The sequence below is a fragment of the Brevundimonas sp. 01N35 genome (genome assembly GCF_056399785.1).
In genome coordinates, this window is sequence record NZ_JBFTRZ010000003.1 from 306,925 (window position 1) to 324,494 (window position 17,570).

General features: G+C 64.6%; 27 protein-coding genes and 1 pseudogene. 1 reads left to right on the forward strand and 27 read right to left on the reverse strand.

Annotation, left to right across the window (positions count from 1 at the left end; genetic code table 11):
* Positions 1-62 precede the first annotated feature (62 nt).
* From AC1DJ5_RS04730 to rpsJ, 23 genes are all read right to left on the reverse strand, one after another.
* Positions 63-623, reverse strand: coding sequence for an adenylate kinase (locus AC1DJ5_RS04730; protein WP_477019846.1), 561 nt, complete (start codon positions 621-623; stop codon positions 63-65).
* A gap of 24 nt (positions 624-647) precedes the next feature.
* Positions 648-2,024: a preprotein translocase subunit SecY gene (secY, locus tag AC1DJ5_RS04735; protein ID WP_477019847.1), complete on the reverse strand. Its 1,377-nt coding sequence runs from the start codon at positions 2,022-2,024 to the stop codon at positions 648-650.
* Positions 2,025-2,171: 147 nt separating this feature from the next.
* The gene (gene rplO, locus AC1DJ5_RS04740; RefSeq protein ID WP_441456047.1) at positions 2,172-2,765 is read right to left on the reverse strand and encodes a 50S ribosomal protein L15; all 594 of its coding nucleotides are present in this window, start codon (positions 2,763-2,765) and stop codon (positions 2,172-2,174) included.
* A gap of 159 nt (positions 2,766-2,924) precedes the next feature.
* A complete protein-coding gene (gene rpmD, locus AC1DJ5_RS04745; protein WP_441456048.1) occupies positions 2,925-3,119 on the reverse strand; it encodes a 50S ribosomal protein L30 in 195 nt (64 codons plus the stop codon).
* 5 nt (positions 3,120-3,124) lie between these two features.
* Positions 3,125-3,730 (reverse strand): 30S ribosomal protein S5, encoded by a 606-nt coding sequence (rpsE, locus tag AC1DJ5_RS04750; RefSeq protein ID WP_441456049.1) that lies wholly within the window; start codon positions 3,728-3,730, stop codon positions 3,125-3,127.
* Positions 3,731-3,742: 12 nt separating this feature from the next.
* Entirely contained in the window at positions 3,743-4,099 is a 357-nt protein-coding gene (gene rplR, locus AC1DJ5_RS04755; protein WP_441456050.1) for a 50S ribosomal protein L18, read from the reverse strand.
* A gap of 3 nt (positions 4,100-4,102) precedes the next feature.
* Positions 4,103-4,636, reverse strand: coding sequence for a 50S ribosomal protein L6 (rplF, locus tag AC1DJ5_RS04760; protein ID WP_441456051.1), 534 nt, complete (start codon positions 4,634-4,636; stop codon positions 4,103-4,105).
* Position 4,637: 1 nt separating this feature from the next.
* Positions 4,638-5,036, reverse strand: a complete 399-nt coding sequence (gene rpsH, locus AC1DJ5_RS04765) for a 30S ribosomal protein S8 (protein ID WP_114818612.1) — start codon at positions 5,034-5,036, stop codon at positions 4,638-4,640.
* Positions 5,037-5,051: 15 nt separating this feature from the next.
* Complete coding sequence (gene rpsN, locus AC1DJ5_RS04770; RefSeq protein ID WP_105563643.1) at positions 5,052-5,357, reverse strand: 30S ribosomal protein S14; 306 nt, start codon at positions 5,355-5,357, stop codon at positions 5,052-5,054.
* Positions 5,358-5,376: 19 nt separating this feature from the next.
* Positions 5,377-5,937, reverse strand: a complete 561-nt coding sequence (gene rplE / locus AC1DJ5_RS04775; RefSeq protein ID WP_441456052.1) for a 50S ribosomal protein L5 — start codon at positions 5,935-5,937, stop codon at positions 5,377-5,379.
* Positions 5,937-6,245, reverse strand: coding sequence for a 50S ribosomal protein L24 (gene rplX, locus AC1DJ5_RS04780; RefSeq protein WP_441456053.1), 309 nt, complete (start codon positions 6,243-6,245; stop codon positions 5,937-5,939). Before rplX ends, rplE begins: the two co-directional genes overlap by 1 nt.
* 1 nt (position 6,246) lies before the next feature.
* Positions 6,247-6,615 carry a 50S ribosomal protein L14 gene (gene rplN, locus AC1DJ5_RS04785; protein WP_021698481.1) on the reverse strand — a complete coding sequence of 123 codons (369 nt, stop codon included), beginning with the start codon at positions 6,613-6,615 and terminating at the stop codon, positions 6,247-6,249.
* Positions 6,616-6,634: 19 nt separating this feature from the next.
* Positions 6,635-6,877 (reverse strand): 30S ribosomal protein S17, encoded by a 243-nt coding sequence (gene rpsQ / locus AC1DJ5_RS04790; RefSeq protein ID WP_105563640.1) that lies wholly within the window; start codon positions 6,875-6,877, stop codon positions 6,635-6,637.
* A gap of 10 nt (positions 6,878-6,887) precedes the next feature.
* The gene (gene rpmC, locus AC1DJ5_RS04795; protein ID WP_105563639.1) at positions 6,888-7,085 is read right to left on the reverse strand and encodes a 50S ribosomal protein L29; all 198 of its coding nucleotides are present in this window, start codon (positions 7,083-7,085) and stop codon (positions 6,888-6,890) included.
* Positions 7,082-7,522: a 50S ribosomal protein L16 gene (gene rplP / locus AC1DJ5_RS04800; RefSeq protein ID WP_441456054.1), complete on the reverse strand. Its 441-nt coding sequence runs from the start codon at positions 7,520-7,522 to the stop codon at positions 7,082-7,084. Before rplP ends, rpmC begins: the two co-directional genes overlap by 4 nt.
* 6 nt (positions 7,523-7,528) lie before the next feature.
* Positions 7,529-8,272 (reverse strand): 30S ribosomal protein S3, encoded by a 744-nt coding sequence (gene rpsC, locus AC1DJ5_RS04805; RefSeq protein WP_114818615.1) that lies wholly within the window; start codon positions 8,270-8,272, stop codon positions 7,529-7,531.
* Positions 8,272-8,652 carry a 50S ribosomal protein L22 gene (gene rplV, locus AC1DJ5_RS04810; protein WP_409020433.1) on the reverse strand — a complete coding sequence of 127 codons (381 nt, stop codon included), beginning with the start codon at positions 8,650-8,652 and terminating at the stop codon, positions 8,272-8,274. Before rplV ends, rpsC begins: the two co-directional genes overlap by 1 nt.
* Positions 8,653-8,655: 3 nt before the next feature.
* A complete protein-coding gene (gene rpsS, locus AC1DJ5_RS04815) occupies positions 8,656-8,934 on the reverse strand; it encodes a 30S ribosomal protein S19 (protein WP_105563635.1) in 279 nt (92 codons plus the stop codon).
* A gap of 2 nt (positions 8,935-8,936) precedes the next feature.
* On the reverse strand, positions 8,937-9,773 hold the full coding sequence (gene rplB / locus AC1DJ5_RS04820) for a 50S ribosomal protein L2 (RefSeq protein WP_441456055.1): 837 nt from the start codon (positions 9,771-9,773) through the stop codon (positions 8,937-8,939).
* 4 nt (positions 9,774-9,777) lie between these two features.
* Positions 9,778-10,083, reverse strand: a complete 306-nt coding sequence (locus AC1DJ5_RS04825) for a 50S ribosomal protein L23 (protein WP_105563633.1) — start codon at positions 10,081-10,083, stop codon at positions 9,778-9,780.
* Complete coding sequence (gene rplD / locus AC1DJ5_RS04830; protein ID WP_441456056.1) at positions 10,083-10,721, reverse strand: 50S ribosomal protein L4; 639 nt, start codon at positions 10,719-10,721, stop codon at positions 10,083-10,085. Before rplD ends, AC1DJ5_RS04825 begins: the two co-directional genes overlap by 1 nt.
* Positions 10,721-11,467, reverse strand: a complete 747-nt coding sequence (gene rplC / locus AC1DJ5_RS04835; protein ID WP_477019848.1) for a 50S ribosomal protein L3 — start codon at positions 11,465-11,467, stop codon at positions 10,721-10,723. Before rplC ends, rplD begins: the two co-directional genes overlap by 1 nt.
* 23 nt (positions 11,468-11,490) lie before the next feature.
* A complete protein-coding gene (gene rpsJ / locus AC1DJ5_RS04840) occupies positions 11,491-11,796 on the reverse strand; it encodes a 30S ribosomal protein S10 (protein ID WP_105563630.1) in 306 nt (101 codons plus the stop codon).
* A gap of 597 nt (positions 11,797-12,393) precedes the next feature.
* Between rpsJ and AC1DJ5_RS04845 the strand changes: the two genes are divergently transcribed.
* Complete coding sequence (locus tag AC1DJ5_RS04845; RefSeq protein WP_441456058.1) at positions 12,394-13,143, forward strand: porin; 750 nt, start codon at positions 12,394-12,396, stop codon at positions 13,141-13,143.
* Positions 13,144-13,296: 153 nt separating this feature from the next.
* Here the strand turns inward: AC1DJ5_RS04845 and AC1DJ5_RS04850 are convergent, their stop codons facing one another.
* The 4 genes and pseudogenes from AC1DJ5_RS04850 to tuf form a co-directional block, all read right to left on the reverse strand.
* Complete coding sequence (locus AC1DJ5_RS04850; RefSeq protein WP_477019849.1) at positions 13,297-14,193, reverse strand: GIN domain-containing protein; 897 nt, start codon at positions 14,191-14,193, stop codon at positions 13,297-13,299.
* A 101-nt stretch (positions 14,194-14,294) separates the two neighbouring features.
* The gene (locus AC1DJ5_RS04855; RefSeq protein WP_477019850.1) at positions 14,295-15,203 is read right to left on the reverse strand and encodes a transcriptional regulator; all 909 of its coding nucleotides are present in this window, start codon (positions 15,201-15,203) and stop codon (positions 14,295-14,297) included.
* Between the two features lie 14 nt (positions 15,204-15,217).
* A complete protein-coding gene (locus AC1DJ5_RS04860; RefSeq protein ID WP_477019851.1) occupies positions 15,218-16,369 on the reverse strand; it encodes a GNAT family N-acetyltransferase in 1,152 nt (383 codons plus the stop codon).
* A 310-nt stretch (positions 16,370-16,679) separates the two neighbouring features.
* Positions 16,680-17,570: pseudogene (gene tuf / locus AC1DJ5_RS04865) on the reverse strand (elongation factor Tu); the annotation flags it as partial.

Consider the following 17,570-nt stretch of genomic DNA (forward strand, 5'->3'; position numbering starts at 1 on the left):
AGCGCCTCCTGAATGCGGTCGCCCCGAGCCTAACGCCCGAACGCCGCTTCAGATCAGGCAATTCAGGCCAGAGCGCCGTCGATAGCGCCGGCGACCGTGGCGATATCGCCCATGCCGTCGATCTCGGTCAGCTTGCCCTGCGCCTCATAGTAGGGAAGCAGCGGAGCGGTCTGGCGGTTATACACAGCCAGACGATCCTTGAAGGTCTCGGGATTGTCGTCCGGACGGCCCTGCTCGGCGAAGCGCTTGGCGATCCGATCGGTCAGCGCCTGGTCGTCGACCTTTAGGCGAACGACCCGGTCGATCTGGGCGCCGCGCTTGACCAGCATCGCGTCCAGGGCTTCCGCCTGGGCCACGTTGCGGGGGAAGCCGTCGAAGATGGCGCCGCCGGCGGCCTCGGCCTCCGGCAGACGGTCCTCGATCAGGGCGATGACGATCTCGTCGGTGACGAGGTCGCCGCGCGCCAACACGTCCTTCACCTTGAGCCCCAGCTCGGAGCCCGAAGCGATCGCCGCGCGCAGCATGTCGCCAGTCGAGAGCTGGATCATGCCGCGCCCGTCGACCAGCCGCTTGGCTTGCGTGCCCTTGCCGGCCGCAGGCGGCCCGAACAGGATCAGGTTCATAGTACGGGCTCCCCTACCCGAGTATCAGCGCCGGGCGGGGGCGGAGCCGCCCCGGCCGCGACCACGCAGCTTGGCCTTCTTGATCAGACCTTCGTACTGGTGCGCCAGCAGTTGGGACTGGATCTGGGCGACAGTGTCCATCGTCACCGACACGACGATCAGGATCGACGTTCCGCCGAAGTATAGGCTGTTGCCCATCTGGCTGACCAGGAACTCCGGCAGCAGGCAGACGGCGGTGATATAGCCGGCGCCGATCACCGTCAGGCGAGTCAGGACATAGTCCAGATACTCGGCCGTGCGCTTGCCCGGACGGATCCCCGGCAGGAAGCCGCCGTACTTGCGCAGGTTCTCGGCCGTGTCCTCGGGGTTGAAGGTGATCGAGGTGTAGAAGAAGCAGAAGAAGACGATCAGGATCGCATACAGGATCATGAACAGCGGCTGGCCATGCGTCAGCTGCGCCGTCACCAGCGGCAGCCAGCTCATCCACTCAGGCAGGTTGGCCTGGGCGGTGAAGGTGGCCACCGTCGTCGGCAGCATCAGCAGCGACGAGGCGAAGATGGCGGGAATGACGCCGGCGGTGTTGACCTTCACCGGCAGGAACGAGCGTTCGCCGCCCGTCATGCGGTTGCCTTCCTGGCGCTTCGGATACTGGATCAGAAGGCGGCGCTGGGCGCGCTCCATGAAGACGATGAAGACGATCACGGCCACGGCCATGACGGCGATGGCCAGCAGGGCGAAGGCCGACATCTGGCCCTGCTGGGCCAGACCGAGCAGACGCGCCACCGTCGACGGCAGAACCGCCACGATGCCGGCGAAGATGATCAGCGAGATGCCGTTGCCGACGCCGCGCGCCGTCACCTGCTCACCCAGCCACATCAGGAACATGGTGCCGCCCGTCAGGGTGGTGACCGTCGAGATGATGAAGAAGATGCCCGGCTGATCGATCAGGCCGGACTGGGCGTTCAGGCCAGCGGCGATGCCGAAGGACTGGGCCAGGGCCAGGAACACCGTCAGATAGCGGGTGTACTGGTTCAGCTGCTTGCGGCCGCTTTCGCCGCCTTCCTTCTTCAGCTTCTCCCAGGGCGGATACACCGCGCCCATCAGCTGCACGATGATCGAGGCCGAGATGTACGGCATCACGTTCAGCGCGAAGACGGCCATCCGCTCGACCGCGCCGCCCGAGAACATGTTGAACATGTCCAGGATGCCGCGCTGGCCCTGAGGGTTCTGGAAGAAGGCCAGGAAGGCCTCGGAATTGATGCCCGGAATCGGAACATAGGTGCCGATCCGATAGACCAGCAGCGCGCCCAGCGTGAACAGCAGGCGTTTGTGCAGCTCGGTCGCTTTCGCGAACGAGCCCATGTTCATATTGGCGGCGAGTTGTTCAGCGGCCGAAGCCATTACGCGGTCCCCACGACTATGCCCGTCGTCAGATAGGCGGAAAGCGGCCGTCTTGCGAGGGCCGCTTTCATGATTTTCGTCATCCCGGTTCGGACGATCCCGGCGAACGCCGCCTCAGCAGCGCCCGCACGGGATGACGACATCGATTTAGGCCTTGGCTGCGGCGCGCTTGGCGCGAGCCGAGACCTTGTTGGCGTCGCCCAGCGGAGCCTTGGGCGCCGGAGCCTTGCCCTTGGCCAGGTTGCGCTTCTCGACGCGAGCGGCGGCCTTGGCTTCAGCGGCGATGCGCTGTTGCTCGACCGAACCGCCAGCAGCTTCGATCGCCTTGACGGCGCCGGCCGAGGCCGACCACACGACCAGGTTCAGCTTGGCCTTCAGCTCGCCTTCGCCCAGCACGCGCACGCCGTCCTTGACGCGGCGGATCACGCCGGCGGCCACCAGGGCGGCGCCGTTGATCTCAGCCTTGGCGTCCAGCTTGCCGGCGTCGATAGCCTCTTGCACGCGCCACAGGTTCACTTCGGCCAGCTTCAGAGCGTTGGCGTTGTTGAAGCCGCGCTTGGGCATACGCATGTACAGCGGCATTTGACCGCCTTCGAAGCCGCCGATGGCGACGCCCGAACGCGACTTCTGACCCTTGACGCCGCGACCGGCGGTCTTGCCCTTGCCCGAACCCGGGCCACGGCCGACGCGCATACGCTTCTTGTGGGCGCCTTCGTTGTCGCGAATTTCGTTCAGTTTCATGTGCCTGATCCTTTCGGGTGCTAGCGCCAGACCGCAAGGCGGCACTGACTCGGCGTTGGAAAAATTGAAGGCCGCTTCTAGGCGGCCTATCGCAGCATCGCAAGATGCTTCTTCAAAAGCGAAACGCCCTCCCCCGCGAACGGGAGAGGGCGAAACAGCTTACTTCTCGACGACTTCGAGCATGTGGGCGACCTTGGCGATCATCCCACGAACCGAAGGGGTGTCTTCCAGCGTCGACTCGCGGCCGATGCGGTTGAGACCCAGGCCCGCCAGGGTGGCGCGCTGATCAGCCTTGCGGCGGATCGGGCTGGCCGTCTGGCGAACCGTGACGGTCGCTTTTTCTTGCTTGGCCATGTCTATCAGCCCTCGACAGCTTCAGGCGCCGATGCGCCATCGTTGCGACGGCCCATCAGGTCGGAGACCTTCTTGCCACGCTTCGAGGCCACCTGACGCGGCGACGATTGGACCTTCAGAGCTTCGAAGGTCGCACGGATCATGTTGTAGGGGTTCGACGAGCCGGTCGACTTGCCCACGACGTCTTGAACGCCGAGGGTTTCGAGGACCGCACGCATCGGACCGCCAGCGATGACGCCGGTCCCGGGAGGGGCGGCGCGCATCATGATCTTGCCAGCGCCCCAACGGCCGTTGCCGTCGTGGTGCAGGGTGCGGTTCTCGCGGAGCGGAACGCGGATCATCGTCTTCTTGGCTTCTTCAGTCGCCTTGCGGATGGCTTCCGGCACTTCACGCGCCTTGCCATGACCGAAGCCGACCCGGCCCTTGCCGTCGCCCACAACCATCAGGGCTGCGAACGAGAAACGACGTCCGCCCTTAACGGTGGCGGCGACGCGGTTGATGTGCACCAGCTTTTCGACGATGTCCGAATCCGGACCGTCAACAGCGGGAGCGTTACGGTCGCGGCGGTCGCGGTTCTGACCACCTTGTCCGCGTTGGGGTTCACGAGCCATGCTTCTCGTCCCTTAGAAGTTCAGGCCGGCTTCACGCGCGGCCTCCGCCAGCGCCTTGACGCGGCCGTGATAGATGTAGCCGCCGCGGTCGAAGACGACGTCGGTGACACCCTTCTCCTTGGCGCGTTCGGCGATCAGCTTGCCAATGGCGGCTGCAGCGGCGACGTCCGAGCCCTTGGAACCCTTGCCGCCTTCCAGCGACGAGGCGGCGGCCACCGTGACGCCCTGGGCGTCGTCGATGATTTGAGCCGAGATGTTCTTGTCCGAACGGAAGACCGACAGACGCAGACGGCCGTTGGAGACGGCCTTGAGGCGACGACGGTTGCGTTCGGCGCGGCGCTTGGCCAGTTGTTGAAGAGAAAGAGCCATGACTTACTTCTTCTTGCCTTCCTTGCGCCGGACCTTTTCGCCCGAATAACGCACGCCCTTGCCCTTGTAGGGCTCCGGCGGACGCAGCTTGCGGATCACGGCGGCGATCTCACCGACGGCCTGCTTGTCAGAGCCCGAGATCTTGATCTCGGTCTGCTTCGGCACGACGAAGGTGATGCCGGCCGGCGGCGCGATGTCGACTTCATGCGAGAAGCCGAGTTGCAGCGACAGCGACTGGCCCTTCAGGGCGGCGCGGTAACCCACGCCGACCAGTTCCAGGGTCTTCTCGAAGCCGTCGGTGACGCCGACGACCATGTTGTCGACCAGGGTGCGCGACAGACCCCACATGGCGCGAGCGCGCGGGGTGTCCAGACGCGGGGTCAGCGACAGACCCTCTTCGCCCTGGGTGACTTCGATTTCTTCGGCCACGGTCCAGGAGCGTTCGCCCTTGGGACCCTTGACCGAGACGGTCTGGCCGTTGAGCGTGACAGTCACGCCCTTCGGCACAGCAATGGTTTTCTTGCCAATACGGGACATATCAGTAGACCCTGCAGAGGACTTCGCCGCCGACGTTAGCGTCGCGGGCGTTGGCGTCAGACATGACGCCCTTCGAAGTCGAAAGGATCGAGATGCCGAGGCCGTTCTTGATCGGCTTCAGATCGTTGATAGCCGAATAGACGCGGCGGCCGGGCTTCGACACGCGGGCGATCTCAGCGATCACCGGCTGGCCGTCGAAGTACTTCAGCTCGATCTCGAACTGCGGGAACTCGCCGGGGTTTTGAACCAGCGAATAGCCGCGGATGTAGCCTTCGTCCTGCAGCACGTCGAGGACGCGCTGGCGCAGACGGGAGGCCGGGGTCAGCACCTTGGAACGCTTGCGGGTCGCCGCGTTTTTGATGCGAGCGATCATGTCGCTCAGGGGATCGTTGATCATCATGTCTGTTCGCTCCCCTTACCAGCTCGACTTCGTCAGGCCGGGGATTTGCCCCAGGTTGCCGAGTTCGCGCATGGCGATACGGCTCATCTTGAGCTTGCGGTAGAAAGCCCGCGGACGACCCGTGACTTCGCAACGGTTGCGAATACGGCTCGGCGCGGAGTTGCGCGGCAGCTCAGCCAGCTTCAGGCGCGCGTCGAAGCGCTCCTCCAGCGGCAGGCTTTCATCGTTGGCGGTCGCCTTGAGGGCAGCCCGCTTCGCGGCATACTTCGCAACCAGGGCCTTGACGGCTTCGTTACGGTTTACGGCGCTTTTCTTAGCCATTGTTCTCTTCCCTTCCCGCTCAGTTCTTCACGAACGGGAACTTGAACTCGGTGAGGAGAGCCTTGGCTTCCGCATCGGTCTTGGCCGTGGTGCAGACGACGATGTCCATGCCCCACATCTGGTCGATCTGGTCGTAGTTGATCTCGGGGAACACGATGTGCTCCTTCAGACCCGTGGCGTAGTTGCCGCGACCGTCGAACGAAGTACCTTTCAGGCCACGGAAATCCTTCACGCGCGGCAGCGCGATCGTGATGAACCGGTCCAGGAACTCGTACATCTGGGCGCCGCGCAGCGTAACCTTGCCGCCGATGACCATGCCTTCACGCAGCTTGAAGCCGGCGATGGAGTTACGAGCCTTGGTCGGCACAGCCTTCTGGCCGGCGATGGCCGTCAGATCCTTGAGGGCCGCGTTGGCCTTCTTGGAGTCAGCGACAGCTTCACCGATACCCATGTTCAGGACGATCTTGTCCAGCTTGGGGATCTGCATCTCGTTGGTGTAACCGAACTGTTCTTTCAGGACGGCGCGGATGCGAGCCTGATATTCGGTCTTGAGACGCGGCGTGTACTTGGTGTCAGCCATTAGATGACGTCTCCCGTGGTCTTGGCGAAGCGAACCTTGGCGTCGCCTTCGACCTTGAAGCCGACGCGGGTCGCCTTGCCGTTGGCGTCGGCGACTGCGACGTTCGACAGGTGAAGCGAGGCTTCCTTGTGCTTGATGCCGCCTTGCGGGTCAGCCTGGCTCGGGCGCGTGTGGCGCTGAACCATGTTGACGCCTTGCACGACGACGCGGTTTTCGGTCGGGAGAACGCGGAGCACCTGGCCGGTGCGGCCCTTGTCCTTGCCGGCCAGGACGACAACGTTGTCGCCCTTCTTGATCTTGGCGGCCATGTTACAGGACCTCCGGAGCCAGCGAGATGATCTTCATGTGGTTCTTGGCGCGCAGTTCGCGAGGAACCGGGCCGAAGATCCGCGTGCCGACCGGCTCGTTCTGCTTGTTGACGATGACGGCGGCCGACTTGTCAAAACGAATGACCGAGCCGTCCTTGCGCTGAATGTCCTTGGCGGTGCGCACGACGATAGCGCGAACAACGTCGCCCTTCTTCACGCGGCCGCGAGGAATAGCTTCCTTCACCGAGGCGACAATAGTGTCGCCCACCGAGGCGTAGCGGCGCTTGGAGCCGCCCAACACCTTGATGCACATGACCCGGCGGGCGCCCGAGTTATCGGCGACCTCCAGGTTAGTTTGCATCTGGATCATAGGATCCGATCCTTCTCTTTTACGAAGCCGAGGCGGGGGAAACGACTTCCCAACGCTTCAGCTTGGACTTGGGGGCGCACTCGACGATGCGTGCGACGTCGCCGACTTTGAGGGCGTTGCCCTCATCGTGAGCGTGGTACTTCTTGGACAGACGGACGATCTTCTTCAGGACCGGGTGCAGCAGAGTGCGCTCGACCTTCACGACGACCGTCTTGTCGCCCTTGTCGGACACGACCACGCCTTCAAGAATACGTTTGGGCATAGGTGTTTCCTTAAACCGCCGCGCGCTTCTCACGCAGAAGCGTGGAGATGCGAGCGATGTCTTTGCGGACTTCACCAACGCGGTGAGTCTTTTCCATCTGGCCGGTAGCGGCCTGGAAGCGCAGGTTGAACTGTTCCTTCTTGAGCTTCAGCAGCTCGTCGGCCAGTTGATCGGGGGTTTGACCCCGGAGATCGGCGATCTTGGTCATGCCGCTTCCTCAAGGTGAGCGATGCCGGCGTCCAGGCGGGTGACCACCTTGGTGCGGACCGGCAGCTTGGCCGCGCCGAGGCGCAGTGCTTCGCGAGCCACATCGTCCGGCACGCCGTCGATTTCGAACAGGATACGGCCCGGGTGGCAACGCGCGGCCCAATGGTCCACGGCGCCCTTGCCCTTACCCATCCGGACTTCGGCCGGCTTGCCCGTGACGGGCAGATCCGGGAAGACCCGGATCCAGACGCGGCCCTGGCGCTTCATCTGACGCGTGATCGCGCGGCGAGCCGCCTCGATCTGACGTGCAGTGATGCGTTCCGGTTCCACCGTCTTCAGGCCGTAGGAGCCGAAAGTCAGCGAGAAACCACCCTTGGCAGCGCCATGGATGCGGCCCTTGAAGGCCTTGCGGTACTTGGTCTTTTTCGGTTGCAACATGGCCTATCAGCCCTCACGACCACGGCGCGGACCGCGATCACCGCGGGGGCCGCCACGGCCTTCGTTGGACGACGGACCCGAGGCTTCCAGGGCCCAGCGCTTGTCCTGAGCCATCGGGTCGTGCTCGAGCACTTCACCCTTAAAGACCCAGACCTTCACGCCAATGATGCCGTAGGTCGTCTTGGCTTCATAGAAGCCATAGTCGATGTCGGCGCGCAGGGTATGCAGCGGCACGCGACCTTCGCGGTACCATTCCATACGAGCGATTTCAGCGCCGCCCAGACGACCGGCGACATTGATCCGAACGCCCTTGGCGCCCAGACGCATCGCCGACTGCATCGAACGCTTCATGGCGCGACGGAAAGCGATCCGGCGTTCCAGTTGTTGCGCGATGTTCTCAGCGATCAGCTGCGCGTCGGTTTCCGGCTTGCGGACTTCGACGATGTTCAGGTGAACTTCGCCTTCAGTGCGGGCCGAGATGTCCTTGCGGAGCTTCTCGATGTCAGCGCCCTTCTTGCCGATCACGACACCCGGACGGGCGGCGTAGATCGTCACGCGGCACTTCTTGTGCGGACGCTCGATGATGATGCGCGAGACGCCGGCAGCGAGCAGGCGCTCCTTCAGCCACGTGCGCAGCTTCAGGTCCTGGTGCAGCAGGCGGGCGTAGTCGGCGCCGCCGGCGAACCAGCGGCTGTCCCACGTGCGGTTCACGCCGAGGCGCAGACCGACCGGATTGATTTTCTGTCCCATCAGGCGGCCTCGCCGGCTTCACGGACCACGATCGTGATCTCGCTGAACGGTTTCAGGATGCGCGACGAGCGACCACGAGCGCGGCTCGCGAAACGCTTCATCACCAGGTTCTTGCCCACGAACGCTTCAGCGACAATCAGATTGTCGATGTCGAGGTTGTGGTTGTTTTCGGCGTTCGAAACGGCCGAATACAGAACCTTGCGGACGTCGGTGGCGATGCGCTTGCGGCTGAATTCAAGCTCGTTCAGCGCCTTCTGAACCGGCAGACCGCGGATCGATGCGGCCACCAGGTTCAGCTTTTGAGGGCTGATGCGAACGTTGACCAGCTTGGCGCGAGCCTCGGTGGCGCCGACGCGGCGGGGGTTGTTGGACTTGGCCATCAGTTACTTCCTTTTGGCCTTCTTGTCCGCCGCGTGACCCGGGAAGCTCCGGGTCGGGGCGAACTCGCCAAACTTCATGCCGACCATGTCTTCGTTGACCATCACCGGCACGTGCTTTTGGCCGTTGTGGACGCCGAAGGTCAGACCGACAAACTGCGGCAGGATGGTGGAACGACGCGACCAGGTCTTGATCACATCCTTGCGGCCCGACGTTTGAACGGCGTCGGCCTTCTTGAGCAGATACCCGTCGACAAACGGGCCTTTCCAGGAGGAGCGGGCCATTCTTAGCGAGCCTTCTTCACGTGGCGAGTACGGATGATGTACTTATCCGTAGCCTTGTTCTTGCGGGTGCGGGTGCCCTTGGTGTCCTTGCCCCACGGCGTAACCGGGGTACGACCACCAGAGGTCCGGCCTTCACCACCACCATGCGGGTGGTCGATCGGGTTCATGGCGACGCCGCGAACGTGCGGACGCCAGCCCATGTGACGAACGCGACCGGCCTTGCCGAGGTTCTGGTTCATGTGGTCGGGGTTCGAAACCGCGCCCACCGTGGCCATGCAGCCGTCCAGAACCATACGCAGTTCGCCCGAGCCGAGACGGATCTGGGCGTAGCCCTGATCGCGGCCGACCAGCTGAGCATAGGCGCCGGCCGAACGGGCCAGCTGAGCGCCCTTGCCCGGCTTCATTTCGATGTTGTGGATGATCGTACCCACCGGCATCGAACGGAGCGGCATGGCGTTACCCGGCTTCACGTCGGTCTTTTCGCCCGCGATCACCGTGTCGCCGGCCTTAAGGCGTTGCGGCGCGATGATGTAGGTCTTTTCACCGTCTTCGTAGGTCACGAGAGCGATGAAAGCCGTGCGGTTCGGATCGTATTCCAGACGCTCGACCGTACCGATGGCGTCGAACTTGCGACGCTTGAAGTCGATCTTGCGATACAGGGTCTTGGCGCCGCCGCCGCGGAAGCGGACAGCGATACGACCACCTGCACCACGACCGCCGGACTTCGTCAGGCCTTCGGTCAGCGACTTCTCGGGACGGCCCTTGTGGAGCTCGGACCGGTCGACCAGCACCAGGGCGCGGCGGCCCGGCGACGTCGGATTGTAATGCTTCAGAGCCATCTTCTTAGAGCCCCGTCGTGACGTCGATCGACTGACCATCGGCCAGCGTCACGATCGCTTTCTTGATGTCCACGCGACGGCCCAGGATGCCCCGGAAGCGCTTGGTCTTGCCCTTTTGAACCAGGGTGTTGACCTTGAGGACGTTGACTTTGAACAGGCTTTCGACCGCAGCAGCGATCTCGTCCTTGGTCGCCGTGCCGGCGACGCGGAACACAACCTTGTTCTGCTCCGACAGGATCGTGGCTTTTTCCGTGATGATCGGAGCCAGGATGGTGTCGTAGTGTTTGGCGGTGGGTTGAGCGGCGGCCATTATGCGGCTTCCTTCTCAGCGAAGCGCGCCTCGATCGCCTCAACGGCGGCCTTGGTCAGCACCAGTTTGTCGGCCCGAAGGATGTCATAGACGTTTAGGCCGGCGTTCGGCAGCACGTCGATGTTCGGGATGTTGCGAGCGGCCAGGCCGAAGTTGGTTTCGACTTCCGGACCAGCGATGATCAGAGCCTTGGTCCAACCGAGCTTGCCGAAGGTCTCGCGCAGCGAGGCCGTCTTGGCTTCGGTGATCGAAACGCTGTCGACGACGATCAGATCGCCGGCCTTGACCTTCGAGCTGAGCGCGTGACGCAGAGCCAGGGCGCGGACCTTCTTCGGCAGCGAGTAGCCGTGGTCACGGACAACCGGACCAAAGGCGCGCGAACCGCCGACGAACTGCGGGGCACGGCGCGAACCGTGACGAGCGCCGCCGGTGCCCTTTTGCTTGTACATCTTCTTGCCCGTACGAGAGTTCTCGTTGCGGGTTTGAACCTTGTGCGTACCGGCGCGGCGCTTGGCCAGTTGCCAGTTGACGTAACGAGCCAGCAGGTCGCCGCGGATGTCGGAGATGCCGAAGACGGCTTCCGACAGTTCCACGTCGCCAGCGGCCTTGCCGTCGAGCTTGATGACAGAGAGTTTCATTACGCTTCACCGCCTTCGGTCGCTTCAACGGCCGGCGCTTCAGCCGGGGTCGAGGCGGGTTGAGCAGCCTTCGTCGGCTTGACGGCGCCCGGGAAGGGAGCTTCAGCCGGACGAGCCTTCTTAACGGCGTCGCGAACCTTGACGTAGCTGCCGTCGTGACCCGGGACAGCGCCCTTGATCAGGATCAGGCCACGCTCGGCGTCCACGCGGACGACGGTGAGGTTCTGCTGGGTGACGACTTCCTGGCCGTAGTGGCCGGCCATCTTCTTGCCCTTGAAGGTCTTACCCGGGTCCTGACGCTGGCCGGTCGAACCGTGCGAACGGTGAGACACCGACACGCCGTGCGAGGCGCGCAGGCCGCCGAAGTTCCAGCGCTTCATAGCGCCGGCGAAGCCCTTACCGATGGTCTCGCCCTGGATGTCGACCTTTTGACCCGCCAGGAAGTGATCAGCCGAAAGTTCGGCGCCCACGTCCAGCAGACCTTCCGCGTCAACGCGGAATTCAGTCACGTAATGTTTGGGTTCAACCTCGGCTTTGGCGAAAACTTCGCGCTGAGCCTTGTTGGTGTTTTTTGCCTTCTTGGTTCCGGCACCCAGTTGCAGGGCGACGTAGCCGTCCCGCTCTTGAGTGCGCTGACCCACGACCTGACAGCCATCAAGCTGCAGAACCGTGACCGGGATGTGCGCGCCGTCTTCAGCGAAGACGCGCGTCATACCCAGTTTCTTGGCGATCACGCCCGTACGCATGTCGGATCCCGCCTCTTTCTTTCTTAAATCTTGATCTCGACGTCCACACCGGCCGACAGGTCGAGCTTCATGAGCGCGTCCACGGTTTGCGGGGTGGGGTCGATGATGTCGAGCACGCGTTTGTGCGTGCGGATTTCAAACTGCTCACGCGACTTCTTATCGACGTGCGGCGAGCGGTTCACGGTGAACTTTTCGATCAGGGTCGGCAGCGGGATCGGACCACGAACGGTCGCCCCGGTGCGCTTGGCGGTGTTGACGATCTCGCGCGTCGAAAAGTCGAGGACGCGATGATCGAAGGCCTTGAGCCTGATGCGGATGCTTTGATCCATATCGGTTGTTATTCCCAAGCGGTCGGAACCGCGTCCCTGTGAACCATTTCAAAGACCGAAGCCTCGGGCAGAGCCCCAAGGAACGCAAATCCGCAAAAACGATTGGCCCACGCAGAACTCCGCGAAGGCCATAAAATCCCAAGAATGCTGCAAAGAACAGTAACTTAGGTCGTTCCTGCGAACCGCGTCTGCACCCGAAGATGCACAGCCGGTCCAACAAGAGGGGCGCTTATGCCCTCCGATTCCGTTTCCGTCAAGCGCTGAAACCACGGCGCAGCGGGGGTTTGGGACTCCAGGCCGCCACCCGGACGAAGGCGGCGTGCGGGCGCATTATATAGAGGCAAGCAGCCGTCGCGCTCATGGCCTTCGCTTAACCCTTGCGGCGAAAGCGGGGCCACATGACCGCCCCCGTAAGGCTTGGCCTCATTCCGCCCCGCCCAGCAACACAAACATGTCGCAATGCGTCACACATCGGCAACATCGGCCTCAAACCGCTGAAAGATGACAAGTTCGTTACAGCAAAGCGGCGAATGGGGGCCTATCTCTGCCGTACCGCTGCGGTGCGAACCCGGCGGTACGAAAAAAAGGATAATCATAATGAAAACCGTCTTCCTCGCCTCGGTCGCCGCCGCCACCCTGATCGCCGCTCCCGCCTTCGCTCAAGAAGCCGTCGGCTCGGCCGGCATCGGCTACGTCCACACGGACACCGAAGGCTTCAAGACCGATGGCGCTCAACTGGACGGCGTCGGCGCCTTCCAGGTCGCCCCGGAATGGACCGTGACCGTCAACGGCGCCGTCAACTACGCTGACAGCAAGTTCGGCGACGACACGACGGCCGCTGCTGCTGCTCACCTGACCAAGACCTTCGGTTCGGACCTGCGCGCCGGCGGCTTCGTCGGCGTCACGGACCTCGGCGACGACAACACCTTCACGGTCGGCGCTGAAGTGCAGAAGTACCTGGCCAACGCGACCCTGACGGGCCTGGTGTCCTACACCGACCTGGACGGCGCTGACGCCTGGACCTTCGGCGGCGACGCTGCCTACTACGTCAACCCGTCGCTGCGCCTGAACGCTGGCGTCTCGTACAGCAACATCGACGCCGATCTGGGCGAAGCCGACGTCTGGGCCTACGGCGCCGGCGCCGAGTACCAGTTCGCCAACAGCCCGTTCAGCGTCCACGGCACGTATCAGCGCGTCTCGACCGACTTCGCCAACGTCGATGTCGACTCGGACGTCTTCATGATCGGCGCTCGCTACAACTTCGGCGGCACCCTGCAGTCGCTGGACCGCGCCGGCGCCAACCTGGGCCGCACCCTGGCCGGCCTGCCGGTCATCCGCGGCTTCTAAGCCCTACGGATACCTGCCGACTCCGGTCGGAACGAAGCCCCGGCGGAGCAATCCGCCGGGGCTTTTTCTTGGGGCGGCGCGGTCCGCTGCGGACACGAAAAAGGCCCGGGGGGTTCCACGCTCCCGGGCCTTCTCTCGCAGCAAGGGATCGGATCAGCGTCCGATGCGCACCTCGCCCGAACCCACGATCGAGCGCGACACCGGCCCGGTCACTTCGGCGACGCGCACATCGCCCGAACCGGCGATGGAGGCCTCCAGACTGTTCGCGGTTCCGTCGAACCTGACATTGCCCGATCCGGCGATGGCCACCTCCAGCTTCGTGGCGCGACCGCCGCGGATCGTCACGTCGCCCGAGCCGCCGATGGACACGTCAGCCGCGCCGTTCACGGCCGCGACGACGATATTGCCGGAGCCGCCGACATTGGCCTCCAGGTCACCTGTCACGCCCGCAAGGATCGAGCCCGACCCGCCGACCGAGGCCTCCAGCGAACGGGAGGCGCCTGCGCGCACAATGCCGGACCCGCCGAGGCCGATCTCAAGCCGACCATCAACATTGGCCACGGTCCAGGTGCCGCAACCGCCGGAGCCCAGGTCGACGGACCGCGCCCCCCGACCGATCGCTCCATAGACCCCGCTGCCCGCACTGACGTCCACGTCGCGCGGCGTGCGCAGCACGATCAGCGGCGCGTCTTCAAGGCGAATACGGCCCATCCCGTTCACCTCGACCGTCGCGCCCTCGCCGGGCTGGCGCCCGTCGGCTGGGCCGCTGTTGCAGTTGCGGATGCTGTCGTTGCTGATCTGAAACAGACCGCGGCGACGGCCCAGGCCGCCATCGACCCGGACCTTGTTGCCCCGGCGTTCAACGGTGAGTTGCGGCAGGTCCGCCGAACCGCGGGTGATCTCGACGGCGATGTCCGATCGGTCCTCCGGGATGACGATGACGCGGGCCACCGCGTTGCGGATCTCGGCGTCCTGCGCGGCGGCGGGCTGGGCCGCGGCCAGGGCGCTCAGAACGGCGGCCGAGGCGGCGACGTAAACGGCGATCTTCATAACGGTGTCCCTCTCCAGTTGTGCGCTGAAGGTGGTCCCGAGCGGGTCTCAAGTCATTTTAAATCGAGGTCATGAAGTCGTTGTAAGAATGGGCTTCGCGATCAGCCCTGCAACGCGCCTGCCCCGTCGACCGCCCCGACCTCAGGTTCAAAGTCGCGCTCGAAATGCGCGATCCGGCTTTTCAACGCCCCTATGCGGCGCAAGGCCAGCGAGGCCGCCCATCGCGCCGCCAGTTCCCCCTGCCCCATCCGCTCGGTGAAGCGGGGCGAACCGCCCCGGCTGCGTATCACGGCGTTGGTGTAGAGCGCGCCGTTGCGGAAGCGAGACGGCCAGGTCTGGAAATCCATCGACAGCGAGACGCAGAACCGCTCCAGATTCTCGACCCGGTGCGGTGCATACAGGGGCCAGGTCAGCGCCTGCCCGGGCTCCAGGTCCATGATCCGCGCATCGTCCTCGAAGGCCCGGCTGTAGGGGACTTCCTCGGTCGTCTGGCGCGCCACCACCTGCTCCATGCTGCGCTCCGGCAGATGCGCTTCGTCGCCCGGATAGACGAAGACCCGCTTGCGCCCGCGCAGGTGGAACAGCACCACGCCCGCCGCGTCGAAGTGATAGGGCGCCCCCGCCTTGGGCGAGGACAGGATCAGTTGGCCGGCGGTCTTGACCGCCTTCAGCCCCGGATAGGCCCGTTGGATCTGGCGGTACTCGGCCATCGCCGCCGCCCACAGTTCCGGCCAGCCGGTCTCGACGCCGCGAAGATTGACCCACAGCCGCCCCTGCTGGATGGCCTCCAACAGTTGCCCGCCGTCCAGCCGCCCCCGCGCGCCCGTGCGCAGCGAAACCTGCCCCTCGTCGTCGTAGTCGTAGAGGTTGATGTCGAACAGGTCGGCCGGATAGCGGTCCAGCAACGCCGCCAGGGCTTCGTCCTCGGCGAACCCTTGCGCGATCAAACCATGGGGGTGGGTCGCCGCCTCGCCGATCGGGCCGGGATAGCGGGTGCCTCGCCGGGACATGAAGTTCTCTGTCCTCATGACGCGGCCCCCGCGCGGCCCTTCGCCTTGGACAAGGCCGCCCGGGCGGCCGTCGCCGCGCCCCGCAAGCGGTCGAGGCTGTTCGTCTCGCACGCCTCGATGGCGTTCCAGCGCCGACGTACGCTGGCGCGCAGGCGCGCGCCGCGCTCCGCCCCCGCCAGATTCAGCAGCGAGGCGGCGGCGCCGCCCAAGGCCGCCGACAGCCCGGGCCTCAGGATCGTCGCCTCCGCCACGGGCTGAACCGTGTCGCAGAAGTAGCGCTTGTAGGCCTCGCCGCCGAATCCGTAGTCGAAGTCGCGATAGCCGTGCTCCGCGCCCATACGGATGGTCTCCATGCTCAGCATGATGCCGGGCGAGCACCGCGCCAGCGCCGGGACATAGGCCGGGAACCAGAAGTGCAACCGTTGCCCGGCGTGCAGCGAATACTCCATCGCGCACACCCGTCCCCCGGCGGTCAGGACCGCGATCGAGGCGCCGAAATCATCGCCATCCGTCGCCATCAGCGCGTGCAGCAGATCCCGTGTCCAGCCGCAGGCGAAGATGTCGTGCCGCCCGGTCCGCCGATACTGCTCGCGCTTCAGGACGATCAGGTCGTCGAGCAGAGCCCCGTCGCGCAGACCGATCCGCGCCTCGACGGGTCCAAACTCGGTCGCCATGCTGCGCCGGGCGCGCTCCTTGTCCTTGAAGTATTTGCCGAAGGCCTGGCGGCGGGCGGCGTACCAGGCGTCATAGCCGCCGTCCTCCGGGATGGTGGTTCGGAAGCTTTCGGACATCAGCGCCCCCGGCGCCGGCCCCACCCAGCCGTTGACGCTGAAGCGGGCCCCATCGAGCAGTCCGGCGACCTCGCCCAGGGTCGGGCGCGCGTCGCGTGGACCGATGACCCCATGATAGTCATTCATGGGCGCGCCGATCGGCTGGACTGCGCCGCCCCTCCGCTGATGTGGAAAATAGCCGACCACCTCGCCGCGCCGACGGAAGAGCGCCAGGGCCGCCCCCGGGCTGACCCGCCCCGCGATCTCGGCGAACTCCACGCGGAAATAGGGACTGGCCAGGTCGGGATCCGCGGCGGCCCAGGCGTTCCACTGCGCGCGCTCCTCACCCGTCAGGCTGTCAAGGGCGCGGATCTCGAGGGTCAGTGCAGCGGACATGGGGCTCTCTTTGGGCGAAGGGACAGCAAGATCCATTCCAGCCCCCCCCTTGTGCACCTGTGCCCTTGCGGCAGGGTTTACCGCCATGGTGAACGCCTTCTGACGTAGCGCAGACCTTCGCCAACGTCTTGTCCCAGGAAGGGATAGCCGGCTTTGACCGCCGCCGATCACCGCACGCAGAAACGGCCCCCGGATTTCTCCGAGGGCCGCTCTGTTACGCTTGCTCTATGCAGGCCTATCGCGCTTGCGCGCTGCTTGAGGCCAGCACTGTTCGGGTCCGAAGACCCGGATCAATCGCTTAGGCGATGATCTTGGACACCACGCCGCCGCGCTCGACGTCTTCACGCTTGGTGCCGCGCAGCAGCACGCCCACGTTGTCGCCGGCTTGACCCTGGTCCAGCAGCTTGCGGAACATTTCGACGCCCGTGCAGGTCGTCTTCTGGACCGGACGGATGCCGACGATTTCGACTTCTTCACCGACCTTGACGATGCCGCGCTCGACGCGACCCGTGACCACGGTGCCGCGGCCCGAGATCGAGAACACGTCTTCGACCGGCATCAGGAAGGGCATGTCGACCGGACGTTCCGGCTGCGGAATGTAGGCGTCGACGGCGGCCATCAGTTCCAGCACGCGCTCTTCGCCGATGTGGGCGTCGCGGTTTTCAACGGCGGCCAGAGCCGAACCCTTGACGACCGGGATGTCGTCGCCCGGGAACTGGTAGGACGACAGAAGTTCACGAACTTCCATTTCGACCAGCTCGAGCAGCTCTTCGTCGTCGACCATGTCGACCTTGTTCAGGAAGACCACCAGAGCCGGAACGCCGACCTGACGCGACAGCAGGATGTGCTCGCGCGTTTGCGGCATCGGGCCGTCAGCGGCCGAGCAGACCAGGATCGCGCCGTCCATCTGAGCGGCGCCCGTGATCATGTTCTTCACGTAGTCGGCGTGGCCGGGGCAGTCGACGTGGGCGTAGTGACGGTTGGCCGTCTCATATTCCACGTGCGAGGTGTTGATCGTGATGCCGCGGGCTTTTTCTTCCGGGGCGGCGTCGATGTCGGCGTAGTTCATCGCCTTCGCGCCGCCGGCCTTCGCCAGCGTCATCGTGATCGCAGCCGTCAGCGTCGTCTTGCCGTGGTCAACGTGGCCGATCGTGCCGATGTTGCAGTGCGGCTTGTTACGTTCGAACTTTTCCTTGGCCAT